Raw genomic sequence first — 13521 nt, 5'->3', positions numbered from 1 at the left:
TACCCTGGTCGGCGGTAGCGTGTCCGAGCGGCCGAAGGAGCACGACTCGAAATCGTGTGACGGTTGATCCCGTCCGTGGGTTCAAATCCCACCGCTACCGCTCTCGGCGCCGGCTCTCTCTCGGAGGGGGCCGGCGTTTTCGTTGTTGACCGGCGAGAATGCCAACCGTTACCTGTTGTTACGGTCCGGTCTGCCCCTGTCTCACCAGTTCGAGGGACGATGTCTCGACTGATCGAGACTGAGGGGAACCGAGCGTGATCTCTCGAAGAACAGGTGTGCTCGCCGTCCTGGCTGCGGCCGGGCTTGTCGCCGCTGCGCCGGTGGCGCTCGCCGCGCCCAGTGCCGACCTGCTGATCGGCGAGGTTTACGGCGGCGGCGGCAACGTCGGCGCCACGCTGACCAGCGACTTCATCGAGCTGACCAACGCCGGCCGCACCGCGCTGAGCCTCGATGGCTGGAGCGTGCAGTACCTGCCGGCCTCGCCGAGCGCGTCCAGCAAATGGCAGGTCACGCCCCTGACCGGCACCGTCGCGCCCGGTGCGCGGTACCTGGTCGCCGAGTCCACCGGATCGGGTGGCGCCGTCGCCTTGCCCACCCCCGATGCGACCGGTGGCATCGCGCTCGCCGCGGGCGCCGGGACCGTCGCGCTCGTGCACGCCACCTCCGCCCTCACCTGCCTCGCCGCGGCCGACTGCGCCGCCGACCCAGCGATCCACGACCTCGTCGGCTATGGCGCCGCGACCGTTCGCGAGATCGCTCCCGCGCCCGCCGCGAGCAACACCACCTCCGTCTCCCGCACCGGCGCCGACACCGACAACAACGCGGCCGATTTCACCGCCAGTCCGCCAACGCCGGTCAACAGCAAGGGCGAGACCTCAGGTGGTGGCACCCCTCCGGTCAGCGCGAAAGTCCACGATATCCAAGGCACCACAAGGGTTTCGCCCCTCAAGGGGAAGAAGGTCGCCGGCGTCACCGGGATCGTCACCGCGACCCGCGCGTTCGGTTCGGCTCGTGGCTTCTGGATCACGGACCCCCAGCCGGACAACGATCCGCGCACCAGCGAAGGCCTGCAGATCTTCACCGGATCGACCACGCCCACGGTCGCCGTCGGCGACGCCGTCACGGTTTCGGGCACGGTCAGCGAGTTCTACCCGGACAGTCCGACTGACTCCAACTACCAGTCGGCCACTGAGCTGACCGATCCACAGTGGACGGTTCAGTCGAGCGGAAATCCCATCCCGGCGCCAACTGTGCTCACGTCGGACACCGTGCCCGACAGTCTCGCACCGCAGTCGGGTGGCAATATCGAGAGCCTCCCACTGGAGCCGGCCAAGTACTCGCTGGACTTCTGGGAGGCCCACGAAGGCGAGAGCGTCAGCATCAGCGACGCGCGGGTAGTCGGCCCGACCACGCAGTACAACGAGCTGTACGTCACGACAAAACCGACCGAGAACCCGACCAGCCGCGGCGGCACGCTGTACCTGGGATACGACAAGCCGAACATGGGTGTGCTCAAGATCGAGTCGCTGATTCCCTACGCGCAGCGACCGTTCCCGGTGGTCAACACCGGCGACAAGCTGACCGGCGTCACCTCGGGCCCCGTCGAGTACGACCAGTTCGGCGGCTATACCTTGCAGGCCAACGTCCTCGGCAGTGTCCAAAGTGGTGGGATCGCCAGGGAGGTCACCCGCAAGCAACAGCCGGGCGAGCTCGCGATCGCCACTTACAACGTCGAGAATCTGTCTGCTGTGGACACTCAGGAGAAGTTCGACCAGCTGGCACACGGGATCGTCGACAACCTGTCCTCTCCGGACATCCTGACGCTGGAGGAGATCCAGGACAACAACGGTGCTGGCGGGAACGGTGACGGCGTGGTTGTGGCCGACCAGACTCTCCAAAGGTTCACCGACGCGATCGTCGCGGCGGGCGGACCACGCTACGAGTGGCGCGAAATCGATCCGCGGGAAGGCAAGGACGGAGGTGAGCCGGGCGGGAACATCAGAGTCGGCTTCCTGTTCAACCCGGATCGCGTGTCCTTTGTGGATCGTCCAGGTGGTGACGCGACCACTCCGGTGTCCCTGGTCCAGGACCATCGAAAGGTGCACCTGTCCGTTTCGCCCGGACGGATCGATCCGGCCAACGAGGCGTGGACCGACAGTCGCAAACCGCTCGCTGGTGAGTTCGTCTTCCGTGGCCGCACGGTGTTCGTGATCGCCAACCACTTCAACTCCAAAGGCGGTGACCAGCCCACGCACGGCCGGTATCAGCCGCCGACCCGGAGTTCCGAGGTGCAGCGCGGAAACCAGGCGCGGGTGCTGCGCGGGTTCGTCGACCAGCTGCTCGCGGACGATCGCGGTGCGAACGTGATCGTGGCCGGTGACCTGAACGACTACCAGTTCTCGCCGGCGCTGGAAACCCTTACCACGGGCGGGAAGCTGACGGACCTGATCAACACGTTGCCCGCCGGGGAGCGCTACAGCTACGTGTATGAGGGCAATTCCCAGGTGCTCGACCACATACTGACCGCGCAGGACCCCCACGGCATGGATTACGACATCGTGCACGTCAACGCCGAATTCGCTGCGCAAGCGTCCGATCACGATCCGCAGATCGTCCGCTTCCGGCCGCGTGGCTGACCGTCCGGCAGGCGAGAAGGTGTAACAACTTCGCTCCCTGGCCGATCCTTGAGCGACGGCATCCGCAAATGAGGAGAAGGCACCGTGCGCACAGACCGGCGGTTGTTCACCAGTGAGTCGGTGACCGAGGGACATCCCGACAAGATGTGTGACGCGATCAGCGACACGATCCTGGATGCCTTGCTGGCAGCGGATCCGCGCAGCCGGGTCGCGGTCGAGTCGATGATCACGACCGGGCAGGTGCATGTCGTCGGTGAGGTGACCACCGAGGCCTATGTGGACGTTCCGGCGCTGGTGCGCGACAGGATCCTCGGAATCGGTTATGACTCCTCGGCGAAGGGTTTCGACGGCACTTCCTGTGGGGTGAATGTCGCGATTGGTGCACAGTCGCCGGATATCGCCCAAGGTGTGTCGCGTGTGGACGACGCCCTGGACGAGCTGGATCGACAGGGCGCGGGCGACCAAGGCCTGATGTTCGGGTACGCGTGCTCGGACACGCCGGAGTTGATGCCGCTGCCGATCGCGTTGGCGCACCGGTTGTCGCGGCGGCTGACGGAGGTGCGCAAGTGCGGTGTGGTGCCGTATCTACGGCCGGATGGCAAGACGCAGGTGACCATCGAGTATGCGGGTGACCGTCCGGTGCGGCTGGACACGGTGGTGATCTCCAGCCAGCACGCGGACGGAATCGACCTGGAGACGATGCTGGCGCGGGATCTGCGGGAACAGGTGATCGATCCCGAAATCACTTCGCTGGGTTTGACGGCCGAAGACCCGAAGGTCCTGATCAACCCGACGGGCCGGTTCGTGGTCGGTGGGCCGATGGGTGACGCCGGACTGACCGGCCGGAAGATCATCGTTGACACCTATGGCGGGATGGCGCGGCATGGCGGGGGCGCGTTCTCCGGCAAAGATCCGTCCAAAGTAGATCGTTCGGCGGCGTACGCGATGCGGTGGGTGGCGAAGAACGTGGTCGCGGCCGGGCTGGCGGAGCGCGTCGAGATCCAGGTGGCGTATGCGATCGGGACGGCTGCCCCGGTGGGCTTGTTCGTGGAAACCTTTGGTACGGAACAGGCTTCGCCGGCGAAGATTCAGACGGCGATCAACGAGGTGTTCGATCTGCGTCCGGCGGCGATCATCCGTGATCTGGACCTGCTGCGCCCGATCTACGCACAAACCGCGTCGTACGGCCATTTCGGCCGAAGGGATCTGGATCTGCCCTGGGAACGGACCGACCGCGCGGGTGCGTTGAAGGATCTGGTGTAGCTCAGCGCCGCGCGCGCCAGCCCAGTGACAGCACGGAATCCACGAGTTCCTGGTATATCGGCTTGAGTTCGTTGAGGTACCGGTCGAGCCAGGCACCACGCGCGTTGGTCGCCGGCTCCGGTCCTTCGGCGACCTCGAGCCATGGCAGCCGTGAGACGTTGTCTTCGGCCATGCGCCACCAGTTGTGCGCGACCTGGGCGGTGCGCTGCTCGCGCTGCGTGGCCTCGGCAACGGCCTGCTCCGCGGCCAGGATCTCGTTTTCCAGCTCCTGCGCGCGCCGCAGCTCCCAGGCCCGCAGTTCCTCGGCAGCCTTCGCGGCGAGCCCGATGATTTCCTTGTAGCGCATGGCCGGGGAATCCATCAGTACTCCGGGCGGTCGAAGGGGATCATCACTTCCGGGGTGACATGTGTGCTGCGGTCGAAGAAGAGGGCACGACCGGGTCGCGGCGACCACGGCACGACCTGACCGGCGGCGAACTGGCTCAACTCGGCGCCCTGCACATCGAGTGCGGCCCAGGCACCGATGTCGTCGGTGCCGGTGAAGCCGAGCGTGTCCTTGAGCCGCGCCGTGCTGCGCCACCAGCCGAGCGTGTGCACGTTCCTCGTCGGGCCCTGCTTGAGCACCGTGCGGAAATGGTCCAGCCCGCTCTTCAGCTCGCCCGGTTTTTTCGCTTCCAGTAAAGGCAATGCCGAGTCCACGCCGTACAGCAACAGCATCCGGGTGTGCGCCGACGGTTCCTCGGTGAGCTTGGCCATCCGCTCGCCGAGCTCCTCCTCGTGCAATACCTCGACGAGATGGCCTTCCGCCTTGAGCGTCTGCACCAGGTGATCCACCGGCGGTGCGCACCGATCGACCAAACAGGACACCAGGAACTCGACTTCGTGCGGATGATATTGCCGTGCAAGCGACTTCGCGGCCGCATCCATAATGGACAATGCTTCGGCGGCGGCGGTGCCGAGCACCGCGAGGTTGCGGCCCGGTGCGCTGAACAGTTCCACCGCGCACGCCGTGTCCTCGACGTCGATCGACTGGCCGAGCAGTGCTCGCGGCCTGCTGCCTGGCGTGAGCGCGGCGAACGCCGGGACGTGTTCGAGTATCGGGGAGTGTGCCCCGTCGAACAGGCGTGGCCGTTGGTGCTCGTCGGCGTACTGTTCCCACAGTTTTCGTTGCAGGGAGGAGAAAATATCGCGGCCGCTGGCATCGGGTACGTGCGCGAGCTGGTTGCCGTGCGCGATACCGGAGTCGTGGTTGACGACGGCATGCCATTTCGGCGCGGCCACCGCGGCATTGTTCGTCTCGGCGAGGACGCGCCGTGCCTTCGGCATCGCGATCCGCAGCGTGCACTGCTCGAACACCGCCGGTTTGCCCCAGAACGCGTCGATCCCGGCGATGTCCTGGCTGGCCAGGATGAGGTGGATGCCTTGCGCGCGACCGCGGCGCGCGATGTCCTCCAGCAGTGCGGTCGCCTGGTTGGTGACCGCGTCGCGGCCGGCGAACAGGTACTGGAACTCGTCGATGACGGCGACGATCCGCGGCCAGTGCCCGTCCGGATCCTGCTGGCGTAGCGCGGCAAGGTCGGTGACCTCATGTTCCTTCGCCGCGGCCGACCGCCGCCGCAGCTCGTCCGCGAGGAACCGCAGCAACGCGAGCCCGAACTCGCGGTCGGTGTTGACGTTGACCCCGATGAGCCGCGCGTGCGGCAGCCAGCTGGCGTCGCGACGGCCGGGCGCGAGCCCCGCGAACGACACGCCTTCTTTGAAGTCCAGGAGGTACAGCGCCAGCTCGCTGGGCGGGTAGCGGGCGGCGAGGCTGCCGAGGAGCGCGTACAGGAAGTTCGTTTTGCCCGAGCCGCTCGGGCCGCCGATCAGCGCGTGCGGGGTCCCGTCACCGATGACCACCTCGACCGGGTCGCCCTCGAAGAACCCGACCGGTGCGCGGAGTTCGCGGGCGGAACTTTCCTGTCCCAGCTCGGCTGGGAGCAGATCGGGGAACGACCGGGGCCCGCCCTGCTTGGCGATCAGCGCGTCCGCGAGCCGGTGGGCCGCGCTGCTGACGGCGGAGGGCGGGATCGGCGGATCGAGGTCGATGGTGATGTCGCCGCCGGTCATGCTGGACACGGCGTGGTGCTCGTCGAGAAGGCGGATGTTTTCGACGCCACCGCCGAACATGGTCGGCAGGTCCACCCCGATGAGCGAGATCCCGGCGGCGAGTGCGCCGCCCGCGATGCGTTTGAGCTCACGGAGTTGTTCGCGCGTCCAGTCCTCGCCGTTGCCGAAGAACACAGCGATGCGCCACGGTTCAGTGCGCTGGCCCAGGGATTCGCGCATGCTGCGCAGGGAATGATGGCCTGCCTGCATGGTTTGTGCGTGCGTGCGGCGGATGTAGCCGGCGAGCTCGTCGAGCAGATCGTCCAGGCGGGCGGGGTCGTAGATGGTGATCGCGCTGGTACGGCTGAGCGGGTACAGGTTGGGCAGGACGGCGGTGAGCTGGCCGACGTCCCACAGGTGCACGCGGACCGCGCCGGGCTCCACGCTGCTGAGCACCCGCAGCAGTAGCGTTTCGACGAGCGATTCAGCTGTGGCACGGGTTTTCGGCGCGGTGGTGATCGCCAGGTGCGATTCGTCGAGCAGTGGTACGGCGACCGGGAAGGCGCCACTGTCGTCCACAGTGGACGATCCGATGCGCCAGAGCGGTGGTACCACGAGCTTTTCGGTAGCCGGGCGACCGAGCCAGTCGCTCGGCGGGCGGCTCGCGGGTCCGGGTGCGGTTTCGGCGAGGAGCTGACGCAGGCGGCCGGGCACCGTCGCGGCGTCGGCGTAGAACGCGGCTTGCACGGCGTTCAGTTGCTCGCGGACCCCGGCCAGCGCGGGATGTCGCAGGTCTTCGGGAGTGGCGTTGCTGACGCCCGCACGGACGATCCGCTGCTCCAGCCTGACCCGGTCCAGCTCGGCTTCGGCGGCTTCGCGCGCGCCCTGCGCCGCGCCGAGAACGAGGCCGAGCTGCTGGCGCATCGCGTTCAGCGCGGTCAAGACCCGGCCGCGCTGCGCGCTGGACTTGGCGAACTTCATCAGAGGCTTGCCTGGTAGGCGGTCACCAGCTGGTCGGCGGCTGCGAGCCGCTCGGCGTCATGGCGGAGCCTTTCCTCGGCGGCGGCGAGCTGGGGTGGTAGCCAGGGCTCCGCCTGCTCGAACGCGGTGACGATCGTTTCGCGTGCCTCATCAAGCAGCTCCAGCGCACGGTTGGTGTGTCCGGTTGCCTCCGCCAGTTTCTCACGGAAAGCGGCCAGTTGCGCGTGCAGCTCGCCCAGGGAGTACATCTACAGCCGGGCGGAGTAGGACTCGGCCGATGAGACGGCGGCTTGGATCGTGTTCTGCTGACCGTTGATCCCCTGGACGGCCTCCGCCAGTAAGCCGTTCGCCTGAGTCACTTCGGGTTGGGTGCTACCGGCGGTAACCTGCCCCAGGATCTGCTGGGCCTCCTGGAGCGCCTGGGCGGCCTGCTGCAGGGCGGCGACGCTGGCGTTGCACTTCTCGTTCGCCATCGCGATCCCTGCTCGGATCTCTTCCACTCCGGCCATCGGCGCGGGTTCTCCTCGGGTCTGTCGAGCTACGTGGTCGCCGTGGTGGCGACCCTTGTAAAACTATCGGTAGTACCGCGCAGGGAACGCACTAGGCTATTCAGGTGAGAGCGGCGCTGGTAGTGCGCCTGTTCGGGTGGCTTCGCGGCGTCGGAGGTGCGCCTGGGGGCCCCACCGCAGCAAAACGCCGGGCATCCGATCATCGGACTACCCGGCGTTCCGCCTGCTAGCTGGCGGAGGATACGGGATTCGAACCCGTGAGGGCTGTAACACCCAACACGATTTCCAATCGTGCGCCTTAGGCCGCTCGGCCAATCCTCCGTGGAAGAGCGTACACGGGCGGTATGCAGGCGGTTGAGACTGGGGGAAGGTCCCGACGCGATCACCCCGCGCTTCGGTTCCACTTGAATTTAGGCGGCTTCGAGTGGGCTCCTGCCCAAAGCGGCGTGACCGGCCGCCGTGAGCCGAACGGGAACGCGCTGGCCAATCGCGCCGGGCCGGGAGGCTTGGATCAGACCAGAGTGCGCCAGGAACCGGGCTGTCGCCTGATCACAGCAGGCGAGGCCGTCAATGAACAAGTCGGGCTCGCAGCTGCATGTCATTTCGGCGCCGCCGCTTGCCACTGCCCGCAATATCGCGAGGACACGGTGCGTGGGAACTGTGCCCATACGCTCACCGCCTTCATCTCCAGGCCGACCGCTCAACGGGTACGTCCTCGAAGGTATCCGGTGGGCGGAACAGCGCACAGAGGTCGGCGATGACCTGCTGATGAACTGCGATCCCAGTGATGCCCTGCCGTATCAGGTTGATCTGGTTCTCGCCCTCAACTGAACAGCCCCAGCTTAGGCATCACCTCCGTGGCGGTCGCAAGCAGTGATCGCACCGTGCCGAGGTAGGTCTTCGCCTCGCTGGAGATCACGTGACTGTCCCGGCTGGTCGGCGTCTGCAGTTCCTTCGCCCGCTGGCGAAGCGCCTCCACCTGGGAGAACTGGTGTCCGAACTGCGCCGCGACGACGGTGCCGAGGACATGCTCCGGCGCGGTCGACGAGATGCGCAAGCCCTGCTGCGCCAGCATCCCCGAGCCGATCAGCTGCGTGGCCTGGCACAGCAAGAGAAATGCCGAATCCGGCGACGTCTCCGTGAGCTGCTCGGCGGAGGTGATGTGCCTGGCGGCGAGCTCCAGGAACGGCTGGCTGTTGGCGGCGGGTCCGTTGGCCATTTCGAGCTGGCCGACGCGCAGCAATTGGGCGACGATTTCCTGACCGTCCAGCTCGACGCCGGCGATCTGCGGCGCGACGCGTGGCCGGATCGGGGAGACCTCGACGACGGGATGGCCAGGGCGTTGTCGCGGAATCTGCAGCGTGTCGGGTTCCGGTTCCGCAGAAACGACCGCGAAATGCACGGGGCGCTTGAGGCGTTCCTCGGTACGCCGGGCGGCGGTCGCGAGCGCACGGGAATCGAGCGGACGTCCCGCGGGCTTTGCGACCAGCAACTCGATGCTTTCCGGGGCGGGCCCGGCGATGCCGGCGAAGCGGTCGGCCCACACGCCGCCGAGCACAATCCGGACCACGCCGGGCACGCACCCGAACTCTTCGCCGATGACTTGCGGGACGCCGTACGTGAGGCGCATGAGTTCGGTGAGCGGTCCCGCCAGCGGCCCGCCGTCGCTGTTGGCACGCATGAGCCGGATAGTGCCTTCGCGGCGGCTCGTCAGGATGCCGGCCTTCTCGAGAAGCTTGTTTTCCTTGTCGACGCTGGCAAGCGAACTGCCCGCGTGCTCGGCGAGTTCGGTGAGGCTGAACGAGCGGTCGGGGTTCAGGAGCGTGGCGGCGAGAATGCCGGCCTGCACGCGAGATCGGAAGACGGGTAGCAGGGGAGGGGTGCCCTGGGCACGTCTCGCCGGCCCAGGCCCGGCGGGGGCGTTTTCCGTGACGACAGCGTGCCCGAGTCGGCTGCGCCTGCGCGACGCGGCGGCCGCGACATCGAGTTTTTCCTGCGGTACCTGGAGAACGACGGCGAGCCACTGTCGCGTACCGAGGCGGGGGATCTGGTGGCCGCGCTCCCAGCGAGCGACCAGGTCACGGGTGATCGTCGGGCGGCCGGAGATTGTCGCGAGCTCCCTGGCGAGCGAGTACTGACTGAGCTGACGCCGGCGCCGGGCCGCACGGATGACCTGCGAGATCGGTTGGTTGAAGTCAACTTCCATGATCGCTCGTCGCTCCTCGGATTCGCGTCTTCGATGCTCTGCGAGCCACCGACGCTAACCCCGCCGCACATACCACGGCTGTCCGCTTTGCGCACAGTCTTGGCGATTTCGCGCAAGGGGTCCTACCAGGAGGAACTCGTCCCCTGGCTGCGAAAGCCGGCCAGAAGCAGCCTGGGTTCGAGTCCGAACTTGGGGAGCCGATGGTGAAGAATTACACTGATCTTGCCGAACTGATGATCGGTCGGAACGCCTCGATCAGGACAGCGCTCTCGGTCATCGACCGGCACAGGCTGACCACTGCCTTCGTAGTCGACGGCGATGGTGGACTCGCGGGCGCGGTCGGCGAGAACGACATCCGGCGCGCGTTGCTCCGCGGTCACGACCTGGACAGTACGGTGGCGCGCCTTATCAGAAGGCCGACCGTCACGGTTGGTCCCGATGACGGCCGCGCCGAAGTGCTCGACCTCATGCGTGCGCTGCGGGTGTCCGAGATTCCCATCGTAGATGCGAAGGGGATGCTGGCCGGGTTGCACATCGAGGAAGAGATCGTCGGCATGCCGGAGTTGGAAAACTGGGCGGTCATCATGGCCGGAGGACGTGGGGAAAGGCTGGCCCCGCTCACAAAGGACGTGCCGAAACCCATGCTGCCCGTGGCTGGGCGGCCCATCCTGGAACGGCTCGTGCTGCATCTGGTCGGGGCGGGAATCCGCAACATCTTCATCTCGGTCAACTACCTCGCCGACATCATCGAGAAGCACTTCGGCGATGGCAGCAAGTTCGGCTGTCGCATCGAATACCTACGGGAGGATACGGATCGTCCGCTCGGCTCCGGTGGGTCTCTCGGGCTCCTCCCGGATTCCGGTTACCGTTCGGCAGCGCCGCTTCTGGTGATGAACGGCGATCTGATCACCGCGTTCTCGGTACGGGAAATGTTGGAAACTCATAGCGAGTACAACGCTGTCGCGACGATCGCGGTAAGCACCTACGAACACCAGGTGCCGTTCGGCGTCATGGAGGCCCGTGACGATGCGCTCGTGCGGATGGTGGAGAAACCGACCCACTCGTGGCCGGTCAACGCGGGGATCTATGTAATCGAACCTGATTTGCTGTCGCGGATCCCGCCCGGGCAGTTGTTCCCGATCACGGATCTGTTCACCGAATGTCTCCAACGGAAAGAACGTGTCATGTTGTGGCAGTTGAGGGACTGGAAGGATATCGGGCGGCCTGCCGAGCTTGCCGAGGCTCGAGGGCAGATGTGATGGGCCGGTTATCGAGGTCTCGTGTGCTGGTAACCGGGGCCGACGGATTCATCGGTAGTCATCTGGTAGAGCGACTCTTGTCGGAAACCGCGTCGGTTCGGGCCTTGTGCGTCTACAACTCCAACGGCAGTTACGGCTGGCTGGACGAACTCGAATCATCCAGGGTGGACGATATCGATGTGCGGCTCGGTGACGTGCGGGACAGCCGGTTCGTACAAGACACGGTGCGCGGCGTGGATATCGTATTCCACCTTGCTGCGCTGATCGCGATTCCGTACAGCTACATCTCTCCGTCATCCTATGTGGACACGAACGTGATGGGCACTCTGAACGTGCTCGAAGCGGTGCGCGAGGCCGGAGAGGTGCGGATGGTCAACACCTCGACCAGTGAAGTATACGGAACGCCGGAAACGGTACCGATCAGCGAAAAACACCCACTGCGTGGGCAATCGCCATACGCCGCGACGAAGATCGCTGCGGACCAGCTGTGCGAAAGCTTCGCGCGGTCCTTCGGGACACCAGTGGTCACGCTCCGGCCGTTCAACACGTTCGGCCCGCGGCAGTCGGCACGCGCAGTTCTGCCGACCATTTTGGGGCAGCTGCTGGCGGGCGCGAAGCAGGTGAGCCTCGGCAACCTTTCGCCGCGGCGTGATCTTACATATGTGGCAGATACCGTCGAAGGGTTCGTGCGGATGGCAGAGGCCGAGATCGCGCCGGGTTCGCTGGTACAGCTCGGTACCGGCAACGCGGTGTCAGTCCGCGATTTGTTCGATCTGTGCTGCGAGGCCACCGGGGCGGACGCTGAGGTCGTGGTTGACGAGAGCCGTATTCGGCCGCAGGCCGGCGAGGTGCACGTATTGCTGTCAGATCCCGGCCGAGCAAGGGAAACGCTCGGCTGGGAACCGCGTTTCGACCTGGCGAAGGGAATTGCGGAGACCGCGCGCTGGTTGGAGGCTCGGGTGGTGCGGCATCGGGCCCTGAGGTATCAGCGATGATTCCCTTGGCTGAGCCGGTACTGGATGGCAACGAACGCGAATACCTGTTGGAATGTCTGGAAAGCGGGTACCTATCGTCGGTTGGCCCCCTGGTTGAACGCTTCGAGCGTGAGTTTGCGCGTGCGGTCGGTTCGGCGCACGCGGTTGCGTGCGGGAGCGGCACGGCGGCGTTGCACGTGGCGCTGCGACTCGCTGGAGCCGGCCCGGGAAAGCTGGTCGCGGTATCGGATCTGACGTTCATCGCCTCAGCGAACGCCGTGACATATACGGGCGCGGACATCCTGTTGGTGGACAGCGAGTCCGCGACGTGGAACATGAATACGCAGCTGCTGTACGAGGAAGTGGTTCGGCGCGCGAAGCGCGGTGAACGGATTCCTGACGTGATCGAGATCGTGCACGTCCTTGGGCATCCGGCGCAAATGGAGCCGTTACTGGCGCTGCGCGAGGAGTTCGGGATCCCGATCGTGGAGGACGCCGCTGAATCGCTGGGCGCGTCGTGGCTGGAGGGTCCGCTGGCTGGGCGACAGGTGGGTAGCGCCGGCGAGTTCGGGTGTTTTTCCTTCAACGGCAACAAGATCATCACCACGGGTGGCGGCGGAATGATCACCACGGACGACGCGGACCGTGCTGCCGCGGCTCGGCACCTCACGACGCAGGCGAAGCTGCCGGGGCCGGGCTACCGTCACGATGCGGTCGGCTACAACTACCGCCTCAACAGCCTTGCTGCCGCCGTGGGCCTCGCCCAGCTGGAACGGTTGTCCAACCGTGTCGCAGCGAAACGCGCGATCGCAGCCCGCTACGACAAGCTGCTGACCGGACTTCCCGTCTCCCCCGCTCCCAGCACGACCTGGGCGAGGCCAACGTACTGGCTGTATTCGGTCCTGCTGGACGAACAAGCCGACGGCGACCACTTCGTCGAATCGCTCTCTGGCCGCGAGGTCCAAGCGCGGCGTGTGTGGCCGCCCCTGCACGTGCAAGCTCCGTATGTCGGTTGCGCCCGCCTGGGCGGTGACGTCGCCGATCACATCTATCGGCGCGGCCTGTCATTGCCCAGCTCGGCGGGCCTTTCCCTCTCACAGCAACAGCTCACGGCCGACGCGTTGGTCGCATCCATCTCCGATGCTGGGTTGAAGAGATGAGATGGAGTACCGCCGATTGGGCACCTGTGGTGTTCAGGTCTCCCGCATCAGCCTAGGCGAGCTGACTGACCTATGGCGGGCACACCGGCGATACCAATCTTTTCGACACCGCGAATGAGTACCAGAATGGCGCCGCCGAAACGGTGCCGGGCTGGGCGCGTTGTCGGGCCTGGACCCAATGCCAGTCGTTCAGGCTGTGTTGGCCGGTCTTGGCGGGACTCGGTCTCGCTGGTGGGTGATTGAGGACCGTCGAGCCAGGTGGTCTGCTGTCCTGGCGCTGCTGTCGGTGATGTTCCCTTTTGACGGGGAATCATTCCGTTGATTCGGGGAGTGTGCCGGGTTCTGCGGTTACCGGCACTCCGTTGACCAGTTGGGTGTAGATTTCCCATAGTTCGGTGAAAACTGCGGTGAGGTGCCGGCCGTCCAGGGTCGCGTGGTTGGCGCG

The 13521-nt window shown here is 66.1% G+C and carries 11 protein-coding genes and 2 tRNA genes; 6 read left to right on the top strand and 7 right to left on the bottom strand.

The features are described 5' to 3' along the window. The first annotated feature begins 13 nt into the window (after positions 1-13). The 3 genes from GKO32_RS31325 to metK all read left to right on the top strand — a co-directional run bounded on the left by GKO32_RS31325 (position 14) and on the right by metK (position 3899). Positions 14-100 (top strand) — tRNA-Ser (locus GKO32_RS31325). Between the two features lie 154 nt (positions 101-254). After that, entirely contained in the window at positions 255-2636 is a 2382-nt protein-coding gene (locus GKO32_RS31320; RefSeq protein ID WP_312868879.1) for a DUF8508 domain-containing protein, read from the top strand. Positions 2637-2720: 84 nt separating this feature from the next. After that, the gene (gene metK, locus GKO32_RS31315; protein ID WP_312868877.1) at positions 2721-3899 is read left to right on the top strand and encodes a methionine adenosyltransferase; all 1179 of its coding nucleotides are present in this window, start codon (positions 2721-2723) and stop codon (positions 3897-3899) included. 1 nt (position 3900) lies between these two features. Here metK and GKO32_RS31310 read toward each other — a convergent pair whose 3' ends face one another. The 7 genes from GKO32_RS31310 to GKO32_RS40310 form a co-directional block, all read right to left on the bottom strand. Further along, entirely contained in the window at positions 3901-4260 is a 360-nt protein-coding gene (locus GKO32_RS31310; protein WP_154760522.1) for a hypothetical protein, read from the bottom strand. Continuing rightward, positions 4260-6968: an FtsK/SpoIIIE domain-containing protein gene (locus tag GKO32_RS31305; RefSeq protein ID WP_154760521.1), complete on the bottom strand. Its 2709-nt coding sequence runs from the start codon at positions 6966-6968 to the stop codon at positions 4260-4262. Before GKO32_RS31305 ends, GKO32_RS31310 begins: the two co-directional genes overlap by 1 nt. Further along, positions 6968-7216, bottom strand: a complete 249-nt coding sequence (locus GKO32_RS31300; RefSeq protein ID WP_154760520.1) for a hypothetical protein — start codon at positions 7214-7216, stop codon at positions 6968-6970. The genes GKO32_RS31305 and GKO32_RS31300 overlap by 1 nt, the downstream gene beginning before the upstream one ends. Continuing rightward, complete coding sequence (locus tag GKO32_RS31295; RefSeq protein WP_154760519.1) at positions 7217-7477, bottom strand: hypothetical protein; 261 nt, start codon at positions 7475-7477, stop codon at positions 7217-7219. 231 nt (positions 7478-7708) lie between these two features. Beyond that, positions 7709-7798 (bottom strand) — tRNA-Ser (locus GKO32_RS31290). A 502-nt stretch (positions 7799-8300) separates the two neighbouring features. Then, entirely contained in the window at positions 8301-9683 is a 1383-nt protein-coding gene (locus GKO32_RS31285) for a transcriptional regulator (RefSeq protein WP_154760518.1), read from the bottom strand. A 122-nt stretch (positions 9684-9805) separates the two neighbouring features. Continuing rightward, entirely contained in the window at positions 9806-10063 is a 258-nt protein-coding gene (locus GKO32_RS40310) for a hypothetical protein (RefSeq protein WP_312868876.1), read from the bottom strand. Here GKO32_RS40310 and GKO32_RS31280 point away from each other — a divergent pair. From GKO32_RS31280 to GKO32_RS31270, 3 genes are read left to right on the top strand one after another with little or no spacing between them, the layout of a single operon-like run. After that, positions 9959-10942, top strand: a complete 984-nt coding sequence (locus tag GKO32_RS31280) for a sugar phosphate nucleotidyltransferase (RefSeq protein WP_376766016.1) — start codon at positions 9959-9961, stop codon at positions 10940-10942. The genes GKO32_RS40310 and GKO32_RS31280 overlap by 105 nt on opposite strands. Beyond that, complete coding sequence (locus GKO32_RS31275) at positions 10942-11937, top strand: SDR family NAD(P)-dependent oxidoreductase (protein WP_154760516.1); 996 nt, start codon at positions 10942-10944, stop codon at positions 11935-11937. The genes GKO32_RS31280 and GKO32_RS31275 overlap by 1 nt, the downstream gene beginning before the upstream one ends. Continuing rightward, positions 11934-13076: a DegT/DnrJ/EryC1/StrS family aminotransferase gene (locus GKO32_RS31270; RefSeq protein WP_154760515.1), complete on the top strand. Its 1143-nt coding sequence runs from the start codon at positions 11934-11936 to the stop codon at positions 13074-13076. The genes GKO32_RS31275 and GKO32_RS31270 overlap by 4 nt, the downstream gene beginning before the upstream one ends. Positions 13077-13521: the final 445 nt, after the last annotated feature.

The sequence above is a fragment of the Amycolatopsis pithecellobii genome (assembly GCF_009707865.1).
GTDB classification, from domain to species: domain Bacteria; phylum Actinomycetota; class Actinomycetes; order Mycobacteriales; family Pseudonocardiaceae; genus Amycolatopsis_E; species Amycolatopsis_E pithecellobii.
The sequence above is the reverse complement of the archived record's forward strand: the minus strand, read 5'-3'. Positions and strand labels throughout refer to the sequence as shown.